This window comes from Streptomyces sp. WZ-12 (genome assembly GCF_028898845.1).
Lineage (GTDB): Bacteria > Actinomycetota > Actinomycetes > Streptomycetales > Streptomycetaceae > Streptomyces.
The window spans coordinates 8,824,329-8,838,231 of sequence record NZ_CP118574.1 but is presented as its reverse complement, the minus strand read 5'-3'; the positions used below and the strand labels follow the sequence as shown (position 1 = coordinate 8,838,231).

Annotated in this window: 10 protein-coding genes; 4 read left to right on the top strand and 6 right to left on the bottom strand. The window is 72.1% G+C overall.

The genetic code is table 11. The features are described 5' to 3' along the window. Positions 1-272: 272 nt before the first annotated feature. Positions 273-5,129: a CHAT domain-containing protein gene (locus tag PV796_RS38805; RefSeq protein ID WP_274918535.1), complete on the top strand. Its 4,857-nt coding sequence runs from the start codon at positions 273-275 to the stop codon at positions 5,127-5,129. A gap of 201 nt (positions 5,130-5,330) precedes the next feature. On the opposite strand, the gene PV796_RS38800 is transcribed toward PV796_RS38805, so the two are convergent. From PV796_RS38800 to PV796_RS38790, 3 genes are all read right to left on the bottom strand, one after another. Then, positions 5,331-6,041: a DUF6338 family protein gene (locus tag PV796_RS38800; RefSeq protein WP_274918533.1), complete on the bottom strand. Its 711-nt coding sequence runs from the start codon at positions 6,039-6,041 to the stop codon at positions 5,331-5,333. Between the two features lie 501 nt (positions 6,042-6,542). Further along, a complete protein-coding gene (locus PV796_RS38795) occupies positions 6,543-7,784 on the bottom strand; it encodes an epoxide hydrolase family protein (RefSeq protein ID WP_274918531.1) in 1,242 nt (413 codons plus the stop codon). 202 nt (positions 7,785-7,986) lie between these two features. Beyond that, entirely contained in the window at positions 7,987-9,111 is a 1,125-nt protein-coding gene (locus PV796_RS38790) for a baeRF2 domain-containing protein (protein ID WP_274918530.1), read from the bottom strand. Between the two features lie 319 nt (positions 9,112-9,430). On the opposite strand from PV796_RS38790, the gene PV796_RS38785 reads away from it, so the two are divergent. Continuing rightward, a complete protein-coding gene (locus PV796_RS38785) occupies positions 9,431-9,991 on the top strand; it encodes a GNAT family N-acetyltransferase (protein WP_274918528.1) in 561 nt (186 codons plus the stop codon). Between the two features lie 37 nt (positions 9,992-10,028). Here PV796_RS38785 and PV796_RS38780 read toward each other — a convergent pair whose 3' ends face one another. Continuing rightward, positions 10,029-10,493: a nucleotidyltransferase domain-containing protein gene (locus tag PV796_RS38780; RefSeq protein ID WP_274918526.1), complete on the bottom strand. Its 465-nt coding sequence runs from the start codon at positions 10,491-10,493 to the stop codon at positions 10,029-10,031. Positions 10,494-10,774: 281 nt separating this feature from the next. Between PV796_RS38780 and PV796_RS38775 the strand changes: the two genes are divergently transcribed. Together PV796_RS38775 and PV796_RS38770 are read left to right on the top strand one after the other, a co-directional pair. Next, positions 10,775-11,644, top strand: coding sequence for a S1 family peptidase (locus tag PV796_RS38775; RefSeq protein ID WP_274918524.1), 870 nt, complete (start codon positions 10,775-10,777; stop codon positions 11,642-11,644). A 280-nt stretch (positions 11,645-11,924) separates the two neighbouring features. Beyond that, entirely contained in the window at positions 11,925-12,689 is a 765-nt protein-coding gene (locus tag PV796_RS38770; protein ID WP_274918887.1) for an IS5 family transposase, read from the top strand. Between the two features lie 139 nt (positions 12,690-12,828). On the opposite strand, the gene PV796_RS38765 is transcribed toward PV796_RS38770, so the two are convergent. Continuing rightward, a complete protein-coding gene (locus PV796_RS38765; RefSeq protein WP_274918523.1) occupies positions 12,829-13,179 on the bottom strand; it encodes a hypothetical protein in 351 nt (116 codons plus the stop codon). 50 nt (positions 13,180-13,229) lie between these two features. Next, positions 13,230-13,799: a TetR/AcrR family transcriptional regulator gene (locus PV796_RS38760; protein ID WP_274918521.1), complete on the bottom strand. Its 570-nt coding sequence runs from the start codon at positions 13,797-13,799 to the stop codon at positions 13,230-13,232. Positions 13,800-13,903 lie beyond the last annotated feature (104 nt).

Here is a 13,903-nt window from a genome sequence, read left to right as displayed (position 1 = left end):
AGGTTGTCCTGCGGATTAGGCCGGGCTGCGGGCCTGTTCAGGCTACTTCCCCTCTCCGTGGGCGACCGTTGTTAACGCTGTCCATGCCCGATGCGGATGGTGATTCCCGGGTGGGAGACCCACAATTGGGGAGGACGGGATCGATGGCGATGGACGGATCGGGGACGGTACCGGCGGGGTGTGCGGATGGCGCGGACGGCCGTTGCGGTGGCGGTGCGTGGGGCGGCGCGTTCCCGAACCCGCTCCCGTCTCCCCGGGGGAGGGACAACCACATGACCGCCGAAGCAGCGGCCCAGCGCATTCTGGCGCAGGTGCAACGGGTCGAGAGCGACGCCGAAGCCCTGCACTGGTTCCTCGGTCCGGAGGCGGCCTCGGCCGCCGAAGCCGTGCGGGCCGATGTGGTGTTGCCCGACGGCTCGGTCCGAGGGTTGGCGGTCTTCGCGCTGGCCTACGCCGACTGGTGTCGCTTTCTCGCGAGTGGCGGGCAGGATCGGGCGGCGCTCGGCTCGGCCGTGCTGTCCTTCGCGGGGCTGGGCGATCCCGAGCACGCGCCCCCGGTGCTGCATCCGCTCCTGGACACGCTCGCCGGCCGGTCCGCCGGCGCCGATGCCGATCCGCTGCTGGCGTACGAGGCCGGCGTCGGGGCCTTGATGGTTCATGAACGGGGCCGGCACCCCAGGGCGTTGCAGGTGGCCGAGACCCTGTTGCGGCAGGCCGTCGCCGGTTTTCCGGCCGGGAGCGCCGAGCAGGGCACCTGTCTGTCGGACCTCGGGCTGGCGCTCGTGCACGCCTTCCGGGAGGGGGCCGGGCGGGAGGTGCTGGCCGAGGGCATCGAGCGGAGTCGCGCGGCGGTGGCGGCCGCTCCCCTCGAAGGGGCCGAACAGGCCCGTAGGCACGGGAACTTGGGGTTCGGGCTCCGGTTCCTGGCCACTGCCGCCCATGACCGGGACGCGGCGCGGGAGAGTGTGACGGAGTTGCGGACGGCCGTGCGGCTGAGCACTCCGCAGGACCCGCACGGCCTGTTGCACCGCGCCGCGCTGGGTTCGACGCTGTCCACCACCGCGCCGATCCTGGACGATCCGTCCGTGCTGCCGGAGGCGGTCGCGCTGCTGCGCGAGGCGGTGGCCACTGCGGAGCCGAACCCTTCCGCCGCCGTGCTGACCGATCTCGGCATGGCGTTAATCATGCGCGCCATGGAGGGCGGCGACGACGCGGCCCTGTACGACGAGGGCATCACCGCCTGCCGCCGGGCCGCGGACGCGGCGCCGAACCCGGTCGAGCGCGCCGCGTACCTCACCAACCTCGGCCTGGCCCTCAAGGGGCGGGCCGTCCGCACCGACGGCACCGATGTCCTGGCCGACGCGTACGCGGCCGCCCGCGATGCCGTCGAGGCCGCGCCGCCGGGCCATCCGGTGTACGCCCAGGCGTGTTTCGTGCTCTCCGGTGTGCTGCGTTCCCGCAATGTGACCAGCGGTCGGCTCGCCGAGCTGGACGAGGCGGTGGAGCTGGCCCGGCGGGCGTTCGAGGCCACGGCGGAGCAGGACCTGCGCCAACGCATGCTGCGCGGCGCGGAGTTGGCGGACCTGATGCGGTTGCGGGCGCTCGCGGGTGGCGCATCCGGCGGGGTCGCCGACCTCGCCGGGCCGATCGCGCTGTTGCGCGGCCTCGCCGGGGAGGTCCCTGAGCATTCGCAGGAGCGGGCCGAGGTCCTGCTCCAACTCGGCCGGTGCCTGAAGACCACCGGCCGCAACGGCGGTGCGGTGACGGACGGTTGGAGCACGGCCGGCTTGGGCTCCGGCACTGGCTCCGACCCGGGCGAGGCGATCGACTGCTTCCGCGCCTGTCTGACCCTGCCGTCGCCGAACAGCGGCTTCGAGGCCACGGTGCGCTTCGACCTGGGGGCGGCCCTCGCCGGCCGCGCCGCTCTTGACGACGCGGCCGGCTGGCAGGAGGGCGCCGACGAGATGCACCGGGGCATCGCCCTGCTCCCGGAGGGCGATCTGCGCCGCTCGGAGTTCCTCTCCGACCTCGGCGGCATCCACCTCGGGCGAGCCGTCGCCACCGGCACCCCGCAGCTCTACGAGGAGGGGGCGCGCCTGCTGCGCGAGGCGCTGGCCTGCGCGCCCCGCACCAGCCCGTCCGAACGGGCCGTGCGGCACTCGAACCTCGGCGCCGCCCTGGCCACGCTCGGCCGGCGCGACGGGGACGTGGAGCTGCTGGCCGAGGCGGTGCGGGCGCATCGCGCGGCCGTCGAACTCACGCCGCCGGACGACCACTTCCGGGTGCACCGGATGGGCAACCTCGGCGATGCGCTGCACCACGTGGCGGAGGTCCGCTCGGACCGGTCCCTGCTGGCGGAGGCCGTCGCCGTGCTGCGCGATGCGGTGGCGGCGGCCGGCCCGGGCACGCCCAGTGGGGCCGACACCCTCACCCGTCTCGGGCACGCCCTGCGTTCACTGGCCCGCTTCACCGGCGAGGCCGGTCCGTTGCGGGAGGCCGTCGAGCGGCATCGGGAGGCGTGCGCGGCGCCGCCCGGGCCGCCGGCACCCAGGGCGTTGACGGGCCTGGCCAACGGGCTGATGGAGCTGTACCAGCACACCCACGACGAGCGGGACCGCGAGGAGGCGTTGGAGCACTATGCCACCGCCCTCGCCGCCACTCCCAAGACGTCCGACGAGCGCTGTCTCGTCCTCACCAGTTTCGGGCACGCCGTGTGGGGCCGGGCGGCCGCCACCGGCGACGAGGCGCTGATGGACACGGCCGTCGACCGGCTCCGTGAGGCGGCCGCCACGGTGCCCGCGGGCCATGCCTCGCACGGCAATGTGCTGACCAATCTGGGCGCCGTTCTGGCCCAGCGCGCTCAGCTCACCGGTGACCGCGCCTGGCAGGCGGAGGCCGTGACGGTGCTGCGGCGGGCCGTGGACGAGGGCCCGCCGGACGCCTTCGACCGGGCGGGGCTGCTGAACAACCTCGCCGAGGCGCTGCGCGGTTGGTACGAGATCACCGGCGACCCGGCCGCCGCCGACGAGGCGGCCGCGCTGTTGCGCCGGGCGCGGGCGCGGGAGCACGGCGAGCGGTCCGGCCCGCAGTTTGCCGCGCTCAACCTGGGCCTGCTGCTGCAGAGTCGGGCCCTCGCCGGGGAAGGCCCCGGCGGCCCGACGATCACCGAGGCCCAACGCGCCCTCGATGAGGCGGTGTCCGGGTTCGGTGCGGACCACCCCTGGCGCGCGTTCGCCCTGGTCAATCTGGCCGCGACCCATCTGCTCGGCGCCCAGGTCGCCGAGGACGGTGCCGATCCCGCGGTGGTGCGCATGCTCCACCGGGCGGTCACCGCGGCCCGGGAGGCCCTCGCCCGGCTCTCCGAGGGCCATCCCGATCAGGCCCGCGCCCAGTGGATCCTGGCGGCCGCGCAGGAGCGGCTGGCCTTCGTCGGCGCGGACGTCGATCTGGCGGAGGCGGTCCGCCTCGCGCGGGAGTCCGCGCGGAATCCGGCCTCCCCGCTGACCGTCCGGCTGTTGGCGGCCCGTACTTGGGGCCAGGCCGCCGCGCACGCGGGCGCGGACGCCGAGGCGCTCGACGGCCATGCGTACGCCGTGGAGTTGCTGCCGCGCCTGGCGCCGCGCAGCCTCGCCCGCGCCGATCAGGAGGAGCGGTTGCGCGCCAGTGCGGGCCTGGCCGGCGATGCCGCGGCGCTCGCCCTGCGCGCCGGCGACCCCGGCCGGGCCTTGACGCTGCTGGAGCAGGGCCGGGGCGTGCTGCTCGCCCAGGGAGTGGAGGACCGCGCGGACGCCTCGCGGTTGCGGGCCGTCGCGCCCGCGCTCGCGGCCGAGTTCGAGGAGCTCCGCGAGCGGCTGAGCGCGCCCGCCGCGCGCCCGCCGGCGCTGCTCGGCCCCTCCGGGCCGCCCACCGTCCCGCCGGCCGCGCCGCCGGTCGGGGGCGCGACCGAGAACCGGCATGCCCTGGCCCGCCGCTGGGACGAACTCCTCGCGGAGATCCGGACGTTGCCCGACTTCGCGGACTTCCTCCGCCCGCCCGCGCTGCCGGAACTGCTCACCGCGGCCGCCGACGGCCCGGTCGTGATCCTCAACGTCAGCGCCTACCGCTCCGACGCCCTCCTCCTGACCCCCGACGCCGGCATCGAGGTACTGCCCCTGCCCGGCCTCACACCGGACGCCGTACTGACCCGGGCCACGGACTTCATCCAGGGCATCGACGAGGCGTACGGGGAGCAGGGGGTGTCCCGGGCGGTGGCCGCGATGCGCAGCCTCACCGAGGTCCTGGCATGGCTGTGGGACACCGTCGCGGCCCCCGTGCTCGACCGGCTCGGCCTGCGGGCCGTACCGGGCGACGGCGAGCCGTGGCCCCGGGTGTGGTGGTGCCCCACGGGCTGGTTGTCCTTCCTGCCGCTGCACGCCGCCGGGCGCGGCGCGCCGGACTCCGGCACCTGGGTCGTGGACCGCGCCGTCTCCTCGTACACGCCCACGGTGCGCGCCCTCCTCAGGGCGCGCGGCCGTCTGGACCGCGGCGCCCGACAGCGCCCGGCCCCGCTGGTCGTCGCCCTCGCCGAGACGCCCGATGCCCCGCCGTTGCCCGGCGCCTCGGACGAGGCCGCCCTGCTGGCCGAACTGTTCCCCGACGGCCGGCTGTTGGCCGGCGACGCCGCCACCGTCTCGGCCGTTGCCGAGGCACTGCCCGCGCACCCCTGGGTGCACTTCAGCTGCCACGGTGTCAGCGACCTGCTCAGCCCCTCGGTGAGCGGACTGGTCCTGTACGACGGCAGGTTGACCGCGCAGCAGGCCGCCGCCCAGCGTCCGGTCAGTCCGGAGCTGGCCGTGCTGTCCGCCTGCTCCACCTCCCAGGGCGGCATCACGCTGCCCGACGAGGCGGTGCAGTTGGCTTCGTCCTTCCAACTGGCCGGCTACCCGCATGTGATCGGCACCCTGTGGACCGTCTCCGACACCCTGGCGACCGGCCTCACCGGGGAGTTCTACGGGGCGCTGGCCGAGGACGTGGCCCGACGGCGCCCGTTGGACCCGGCCCTGGCCCTGCACCACCCGGTGCGGTCGCTGCGCAACCGCTTCGCGCAGGCGCCGCACCTCTGGGCCGCGCACATCCACACCGGAGCCTGACGCGTCACGCACCCCACTCAGGGGGCGTCCGCTTCCCCGCCTCCCGATCCGGTCGCCGAGGTGTCCCCCATGGCCGTCCCCGAGGACCCCTGCGGCGGCTCCTCGGGCTCGCTCACGCCGTCCGTGGGCCGATAGGTCCGGCGGGCCGAAAACTGTCTGACCAGCTCCTCCAGCGCCGCATCATCGCTCCCGTTGCTCTCCTTACTCTCCTTGCCCCCCTTGCCGCCGTTGCTCCCGCTGCTCCCGATCTCCTGATGCTCCGTCATCGCCAGCTCCCTCCCTCTCCCCCGCCGCCGGCGGCAGCAGGACTTCCAGCACTTCGACATCGGCGGCCCGTACGTAGACCCCGCCCGTGGCGGGTATCCGCCCGAGGAACCTCCCGTCGGCCCCCATCCGGTACTGCGCCTGCAAGTAAAGGTCGCCCGGCTGGGGATAGGCCGACACCGCTGACCGCGAACCCAGCCAACCGCCCACCCACAAGCCACTCTTGAGCCGCACCCGCACGAAGCAGGACCCACGGTCGTGGAACAGCGCGTCCCAGGCCGTCGGTGTGGGGTCGTACGTGGCGACCGCGCGCCGACTCCGCCAGGCACTCTCCGCCCAGGCCGCGGCGGACGGCACGGCGACGATCAACAACAGCGCGGCTATCCCCGCCCGCCGAGGGTGCGCCAACACCCCGGCAAGCGGCCCGTGCCCGCCCCCGGCCAGCAAGTCGACCAGCCACGGCCCGAGCGTCAGGGCATACAGGGCATCGAGCAGCGCGCCCACGGCGACCGCGCGCACCAATCGATTCTGCGGCTCCTGCTCGGCGGCCACACTGCCCAGCAGCCGTTCCCGCACGGCCTGGTAGAAGACCCCCGGCAACACCAGTACCAACAGGGTCGTCAACTGTGCCGCCGTCCCCGGAACCATCGAACCCCCGTCCTGGCGTCATCCGCCCCACTGCACCCGCCTATTGCTCCCAGCATGACGCACACCACTGACACCCGTCATGGCGGACGGGTGAACTGCCCTGGCACGTTGACGATTTCCACACGTCGTCGGCGGGCGGCCCGGCAACCGCGAGGCTGCCGCCCCAGCCGCCCCGACGCATGACCGGCTTCGGCAACACCACGGTCGGCTCCCGCGCGATCGGCCCCCGCTCCGACTGTCCGAAGCGGACGGATGGAGGCGTGTCTACCCGATGGACCGATCGATGGGGCATCGAGCAAGGCCAACGTCGCCGCGTTGGCCGAAAGGCGCGTGCCGGATGCCGACTGCCGCGCTGGGGACGGAAGACGGCGCCTGCATAGCCGAGTTGACCGATGAGCGCGACGAGGCGCGATGGCGGGCCGTGAACCCGGTCGATCGGCGCCCCGCCCCCGCCGGGTGGCGTTCCCCCGTCCCGTGGTCGGACGAGCCCGCGAGGGTCGTTCAGGGCCTGCGGTCGTGGAAGGTGCGGCGCAGGTCGTTGACCCAGGCGTCGGGGTTCTCCCAGGGGATGAAGTGGCCGCCGTGGTCATGGGCGTTGACGTTGACGTGGTTGAACCAACCGGCCTGCGGGCCGGTCTTGAACGCCCGCACGCGGTCGTCGGCGGTGTGGATGCCGGGCGGGTTCTCGTACGTGACGAAGGTGAGGCCGACCGGTGTCTGCACGACCGGGGTGCGGTCGTGGGAGGGGGTCCAGGGGTAGCGGTTGGCGTTGGCGTAGTAACGCATCGACGTGCCGATGGAGTTGTTCACCCAGTAGATCGTGGCGTGGGTGAGCAGGTCGTCTTTGGTGAAGACGGACTCGATGTCGCCGCCGTTGTCGCTCCAGGCGTGCCAGCGCTCCAGCAGCCAGGCGAGCAGTCCGGCGGGTGAGTCGCTCAACGCGTGGGCCAGGGTGGCGCCGTCGAGCCTGTGCACGGCGAGGTGGGACGCCGAGCGGTGGTCCATCTCGATGACGCGGGCACGGACGTCGGCGGGCTGGTCGTCGGTGAGGGGCCGTTTCTGGGCGAGGTCCCAGGCGCGGGGGCCGTTGAAGAAGTCGAGCGGCAGCCCGGAGCCGATGTGGATGCCGTACAGCTCGTCGGCGTACTTGTGGCCGAGCTGGCTGGAGACGATCCCGCCGATGTCGCAGCCCCCGGCTGCGTACTTCCCGTATCCCAGGGTCTCGGTCATCAGGGTGTGCCAAAGGTCGGAGACCTTCCAGAAGTTGACGTCCGGAAAGCCGGTGAGCGGGCCGGGGAATCCGAAGCCGGGCAGGGACGGCACGATGACGTCGAACGCGTCGGCGGGGTCACCGCCGAAGGCGGCCGGGTCGGCGAGCGGATCGATCACCTTCGACCAGTGCCAGAACGTCCAGGGCCAGCCGTGGGTGAGGATCAGCGGGATCGGGCGGGGGCCGTGGCCGGGCTTGCGCAGGAAGTGCACCGGGACACCGGCGACGGTCACCTGGTAGTGCTCGTAGGCGTTGATGGCGGACTCGGCCTTGCGCCAGTCGTAGCCGTCCCGCCAATAGGCGACCAGCTCACGGAGATAGCTGTTCGGGACGCCGTAGGACCAGTCCTCGTTCCCCTCGTCCAGCGGCGGACGGGTCAGCGCGAGGCGGGCGCGCAGGTCGTCGAGGCCCTCGTCGGCCACATGGATGGGGGTGGGTTCCAGGGGGAAGGGGAGCGCGCGTGGGGTGGTCATGGCGTCGTTCCTTACTGGGCGGGAAGCGGTGCCGTCGGCCTGCCGAGGGACAACTCCCGCCTCAGTGCGCCGAATTCCGACGTGGAGCTGATCGCGTTCACGCGATGCTACGTCGGCTACGGCCGACCTCGCCCCGGCCGCCCTGGAGGACGACGTAGTCCCGTCACGCCCCGCAGCAGGGGTTCCGTCGGCCTCGGCCTGTTCAGCGGTGGCTCGGGCGCACGAAGTGCGCGGTGCGCGCCGGTCCGGCGTAGCGCAGCAGTGCGCCCAGCCCGCCGTCCAGGGCGAGTTGGTGCTGCGGTACCACCACGAGGCTCGCGCCGGTGCGTACCGCGGCCCGGATCACGGCGGCGCGTGCGGGCCCGGCGTGGAAGCCGAGTGCGCCATAGGGCTCCCGGGCGGCTTCGGGCAGATCGCTCGGCGTCGCCCCCGTGTCGACCTGGGTTTGTGCCGGGAAGCTCATGGGCTCGTTGACCAGTAGGGCACCGACTTGGGAGCGTCGTAGGGCGGTCACGACGTCGGTCAGGCCCTCGACGGCGCCGTGTCCGCTGGTCCGCCGGGCCAGGAACAGGTCCAGCCGGGCCAGGTCGGCGGCGCGCAGTTTCCCCTGGAACACCTCGGCGAGTTCCGCCTCCATCAGTGCCCTACCGGGCGGGGCCGGATAGCCGTCGCCATCGGTGGTGACCAGGCGTCGGCGCCACCGTTCGGCCAGCCGGTCGGCCAGTACATTGCGGGCCCAGGGGATGCCGCCGAGCACGATCGCCTCGGCGTCGCCGCGCCTGGCCAGTTCGGCGACGCGGTCGGCGATGGGCCGGGCGCCGTCGAACCAACCGACGGCCGGACCGCGCATGCGGTGGCAGTCTCCGGGCGCGACGGCGCTGCTCGGCCATGCCCCGGCCTGGAACGCCACTTCCAGCCGGTCCGAGGGCTCGCCCTGCGGGCCCGGCAGGCTGTGCACGGTGGCGGCCACGTAGCGGATGTCCGGAGCGCACTGCAGCGCCAACGGCATCAGGTCGGGCAGCGCGTCGAACGTGGCCTGGTCGCGCTCCGGCGGCTCGGGCAGTTCCTCGGTGAGTACCACCTGTCCGCCGTGGGCGACGATGGCCTGCCCGTGCCGTCCGGCGATGTCCCCGTCACAGCCGGCGACCGCGGCCACGGCGGCCACCGTGGCGGCGTCCGCGCCCTGCTGTGTGAGTTCCGCGCAGACCTGTCGTCGGCGGAGCTCCAGCGTCCGTTCCGATGCGTCGGTGTCCCGCGAGGTGTCGAGATAGGCACAGGCATACGGTCCCCCGGTCGCGTACACCGCGTTCAGGAAGCCCAGTTCCACGATGCCTCTCCGTACTGTGATCTACCGCTACCCGCCATTTCGTCCCTCCCAGTACAGCCCTGGGGTCGCGGGCCCGCTCGCCGAGACGGCTCGTGCCTGGTGAGGGGCGCCTTGGGGCCCTCGGACTGGGCAGCCACCAACCTCCCCCGTCACCGTCCGTGAGAACATTCCCGGCGGTGTGCTCTGATTCCCGTGCCGTGCGTCTGCGCCGGGTCGCCGCGTACCCGCGTGGGTTTGTCCGCTTACCCCCGCGCCTGCTTCTTTCTCTGCTTCTTTCTGTGCTTGATCTCTGTACTCGATGCCGATCCTGGAGGGGACGATGTTCACGATTTGCCTGGGTGACGACGGCGCGGAGTTGCGTCGGCTGGAACCGTGGCACGCCGAGGAGTTCCTGGCCCACATAAATCGGGGCCGGGAGCACATCGGTCAGCACATCGGGATGCCGGATGCGGTCACGGACCTCGTCACGAGCCACTCGTACCTCCAGGCGTACGCCGAGAAGGCAGCGGCCGACGCGGGGCGGATCTACGGCATCTGGACCGAGGGCAAGTTGGTGGGCGGCGTCCTGTTCCGGACGATGGACGTCATGCTGGGCACCGCCGAGGCGGGCTGTTGGCTGGAGCCGTCGGCGGTCGGCAAGGGGCTGGTGACCAGGGCCGCCCGCGTGATCATCGACTGGGCCGTCGAGGAGCGGGGCATCCACCGCGTGGAGTGGGTGGTCGCGACGGCGAACGAGGCCAGTATCGCCGTGGCGCGACGCCTGGGGATGACCAAGGAGGGCGTGCTGCGGGAGGTCTACCCGTACCGGGGCAAGCGGCACGACATGGAGGTCTGGTCGGTGCTCGCGCCCGAGTGGCGGGCGGGCAAGCAGGCACGTTGAGGTGCGCCCGGGCCACGGCGTGAGCTCCTGGCGCCGGTCATGGTCGACAGGCCCGGATCAGGGCGTCCAGCAGCCCCGCCGGGTCGTGCAAGGGGCGGGCGCCGGCGGTGACGACGCGGCGCGTGCCGGGGTCGACCGGGTCGGTCCGCGCCCAGTCGGGAGGACCGATGTTGACCTCGACTTCCAGTCCGGAGGCCAGTGCATGGCGCCGTTCGTTGAGGGGCCCCCAGGCCCGGGTCCGCACCAACTCCCCGAGGGCGAGCCCGTCGGCCCAGGTGTCCTCGGCGTATCGCGACCGATCCGTCGTGAGCAGGACGATGTCGACGTCGGAGTCGGTACGCGCGGCGTTGCGGGCGTACGACCCGACGAGGAGCAGGCCGACGATGTCGGGTCGGGCCGCGGCCCAGTGCGTGACGCGGTCGGCGATCTCCCGCACTTCGGCGGCACGTTGTGGGGAGGGCGCGCTCCGGTCGGCCTCTGGTCGTTCGGCGCGGTGAGTCACGCGGGCTCCCGGGTCCTGGTCGCTCTTGAGGCCGTCCTCCACCGCATACAACCACGGGTTGACACGGGACCCCAACCCGAGGTCTGACGACGTCGCCCAACTCCCCCGCTACGTTCGTTTCTTGAGACGGGATCAAGCCGGCAGTCGGATGCTGAAAGGGCGGGGACGGCATGAGGGGCGAACGGGCACGTAGGGCGGACACGGCGGACCGGCAGCGGAGGCCGTGGCGTGGACGCGGGGCGTGGGTACGGGTGGCGGCGTTCGGCACGGCCGTGGTCGGGGTGGCTGCGGCCCTGGTCACGGCCGGCCCGGCGCAGGACCTCTTCCGCTCCCGCACCGTCCTCGGCAACGTCGTGGCCGCGGCCCTGGTCACGGCCGGCCCGGCGCAGGCCATGTCGGGTGGCACGCAGATGCCGCGGCCAGGCGCGGCACCGTGGTTGGCGACGCTGGCGATGAAGGGCGATGCCCCCTTGTTGGATCGCGCCTCCTGCGGCGGGGCGCTCATCGCCCCGGATCGGGTGCTCACCGCCGCGCACTGCCTTGACGGCGCGGATTTCCGGCGAGCGGAGGTGCACATCGGCTCCGCCGTGCTGTCGCGCGATCCGGGCGTCGTTCGGGGCATCCGGGGCATCACCTTGCATCCCAAGTACCGGCTCCTGCCCTCTCCCGTCGATCCCGGTTCCCCGGAACTCTCCTCGGCGGCCTACGACATCGCGGAAATACGGCTGAGCAGCCCGGTGCCCGGCGTCACACCGCTCACCCTCGCCCAGCATCGGCCGACCCCAGGCACACGCGCATCGATCTTCAGTCACGGCACGACGGCCGCGCCGGACCCGAGCCGACCGGAGCGGGAGATCCGCGGCGACGTGATGCGCCGCGGCGATCTCACCATCCGCACTCACGCCCAGTGCGCCGCCCAGACCCCGGCGGTCGTGGACGAGGCATCGGCCTTCTGCGCCCGTGACATACCCGACGGCCGCACGACGATGTGCTTCGGGGACAGCGGAAGCCCGCTGGTCGTCCGGGGGCGGCGAGGCCCGGAGTTGGCCGGAGTGTTCAGCTTCGCGGGCGAGACGGCCGGGAAGGTGTGCGGACAGCCGGCCGACGCCGCGTTCGCCGACGTTCCGGCACTCGCTGGCGATCTTGGGTAAGAACCGGCTCGCCGGATTCATTCAACACACTTGCTCAACAGAGGAGTTATCGAGCCAGGGCTCGCCCCTGTCAGGACCGGCCGCCCCACCGAACCGCGGGCCCCGTCGAGCCGTCGCCCTCCACCGCCCAAGCCGCCGGGCCATCGCTCGGAGTCATTGAGCCTTTGCCAACCTGCTGGGCTTGATGGGGTGTTGGGGTGGGGCCCAGGTGCGTGACATGACGAAGCTCCTGGTAGACGAGTTCACGACCAAGATCGCTCGTCTGCTCCAGGAGCTTCGCGTGCTTGTCTACCCGTCCGCGCTCGACCTGTCCACTTCCCACCTGCGGTTTCTGACGGCTCAACTGGCTGCACACCGGGCCGGGCGGGGTACGCGCTGGCGCCGGCTGCCCGCTGGCCGACAGGCCCTGCTGGTGTTGGCGCACCTGCGCTGTGGGCACACGTATGCGCAGCTCGCAGCCGGGTTCAAGGTTGGTCTCAGCACCGTCTACCGATATGTCGCCGAAGCCGTGGAACTGCTGGCCGCCCTGGCGCCGGAGCTCGCGGCGGCGGTGAAGGCGGCACAGGGCAAGGCGTTCGTCATCTTGGACGGGACCCTGCTGCCGATCGACCGGATCGCCGCCGACCGACCCTTCTATTCGGGCAAGCATCGCAAGCACGGGATGAACGTGCAGGTCCTCACCGACCCGCACGGCCGACTGTTGTGGGCATCGCCCGCCCTGCCCGGCGCCGTCCACGACATCAAGGCCGCCCGCACTCACGGCATCATCAACGCCCTGTCTGATGCCGACCTGGCCTGCTGGGCGGACAAGGGATACCAGGGCGCCGGCGGGAGTGTCCGGGTGCCCTTCCGCGGCCGGCACAACAACCTCTCCGCAGGTCAGCAAGCTGTTAACGTCGCACATGCGCGCATTCGGGCTCTCGGAGAGCAGGCGATGGCCACGCTCAAAACGTGGCGCCTCCTGCGCAAACTCCGCTGCAGCACCACCCGCATCACCGGCGTCGTTCAAGCAGTGCTGACGCTTCACCTGAACTGCTCAAAGTGAGGTTGGCAAAGGCTCATTGGCATAGAAAAACTTCCGGGCCGTGGCCACCAGGTTCGACAAGCGCATCTACGTCTTCCACGGCACCGTTACCGTTGCCTCGAACTGACTGTGGCCCAGGACGCGATCGGGCAGCCGGGATTCAGAGCCACCGCTGCGCGGCCTCGACGCTGTCCCCGCCACTGGTGTTGAACGCGATCGCGGCCTGGGGCGCATGGCGCCGGATCAGGTTCACGATCCGTTCGAAGAGCGGAAGCAGCGGCTCGGCCTTGCGGATCCCGCCGCCGACGACCACGACGTCCCACGGCTGCTTGGTCAACGATGCGACGAGGGTGGGCTCGGCTGATTCGTCGAACACGATCAACGTCATGGCCGCGTCGATGCCGTGCTCACCGAACCGGGCCAGCTCCACATCGAGCGCCGCGCGAAGGTCCTTCCCGTCGACGCCAGGTATCGCTTGCGGGTCGTAACCAACAACAAGTACAGAAGACATGCAGCCAACTTACCGAGCCCTGCCCGAACTTGACCGCTGGACAGGACCTACTAGGCGCCGCCCGCCGTCACTGCTTTGAGTTCTTCGAGCAACTCCCGGATGAGGTCCGGAAATTCCCGGTCCTCGCCTTCGCCGATCCAGCGCTCGAAGGCGACCTTGAAGACGGCCATTCCCGTTTCCGCGGTCAGGCTGGCGGTGGGGTCCTTGACGCCGCGCTGGCGCAGGGTGTCGGCGAGGGCGGCGGACAACGAGGCCAGTTTGATCAGCTCGCGTTCCTGGAGCTCCGGGTTGGCGACGATGACGGCCTGTCGCCGCAGGACCCCGTCCCGTCGTCCTCGGAACTGTGCGGCGACGGCATCGAGGGCCCCGGCCATCGCGTCGATCGGCGCCGCGGTGTCGGGCGCTTCGGCGACGGCGTGCACGAAGAGGTCTTGCAGGGAGCCGGCGTTGGCGAACAGGACCTCGCGCTTGTCGGCGAAGTGCCGGAAGAACGTCCGCTCCGTCAGTCCCGCGCGCTTGGCGATCTCCGCCACGGTGGTCTGTTCGTAACCGTGCTCGTTGTAGAGATCCAATGCCGCCTGTTCAAGCCTGCCGCGTGTGTTGGGCTCCCATCGACTCATGCTCCGCATCCTACGTGATCGCAGCGACGCCATGACAGTGACTGACATCGGTGCTACTGTTGATGTCAGTGACTGACATCGATCCGTTCCGCGGTGACTCCTGC